This window comes from Arthrobacter sp. AD-310, from assembly GCF_054656615.1.
This window is the reverse complement of sequence record NZ_BAAHNO010000011.1, coordinates 64,667-65,181: the sequence shown is the minus strand read 5'-3', so window position 1 is coordinate 65,181 and position 515 is coordinate 64,667. Positions and strand designations below refer to the sequence as shown.

The window sequence follows — 515 nt, the reverse complement described above, 5'->3', positions numbered from 1 at the left end:
ACGGTGGGGGCGTTGAACAGGTAGCGTCCGGCGCCGTCCTGGGAGTAGTTGTTGACGGTGTTCTTGGGCTGGTTGACCGGGATCTGGGCGTGGTTGGTGCCGACCCGGTAGCGGTGGGCGTCGGCGTAGGAGAAGATCCGGGCCTGGAGCATTTTGTCCGGGGACGCGGCGATGCCGGGCACGAAGTTGGACGGGGCGAAGGTGGCCTGTTCGATCTGCGCGAAGTAGTTTTCCGGGTTCTTGTTCAGTTCCATGGTGCCGACCTTGATCAGCGGGTAGTCCGCGTGGGGCCAGACCTTGGTCAGGTCGAACGGGTTGAACCGGTAGGTTTTGGCGTCCTCGTAGGGCATGACCTGGACGTGCAGGTCCCAGGAGGGCAGGTTCCCGGCTTCGATGTTTTCGTGCAGGTCGCGGATGTAGAAGTCGGCGTCGGAGCCGGCGAGGGCTTCGGCTTCGTCGCCGGTGAGGTTCTTGACGCCCTGGTTGGAGTGGAAGTGGTACTTGACCCAGAACCG

At 63.3% G+C, this 515-nt stretch carries 1 protein-coding gene; it reads right to left on the bottom strand.

What is annotated here, in order from left to right:
* The coding region (locus tag ACYQ1Z_RS08575; RefSeq protein ID WP_459792090.1) for a catalase at positions 1-515 on the bottom strand (515 nt) is incomplete at both ends.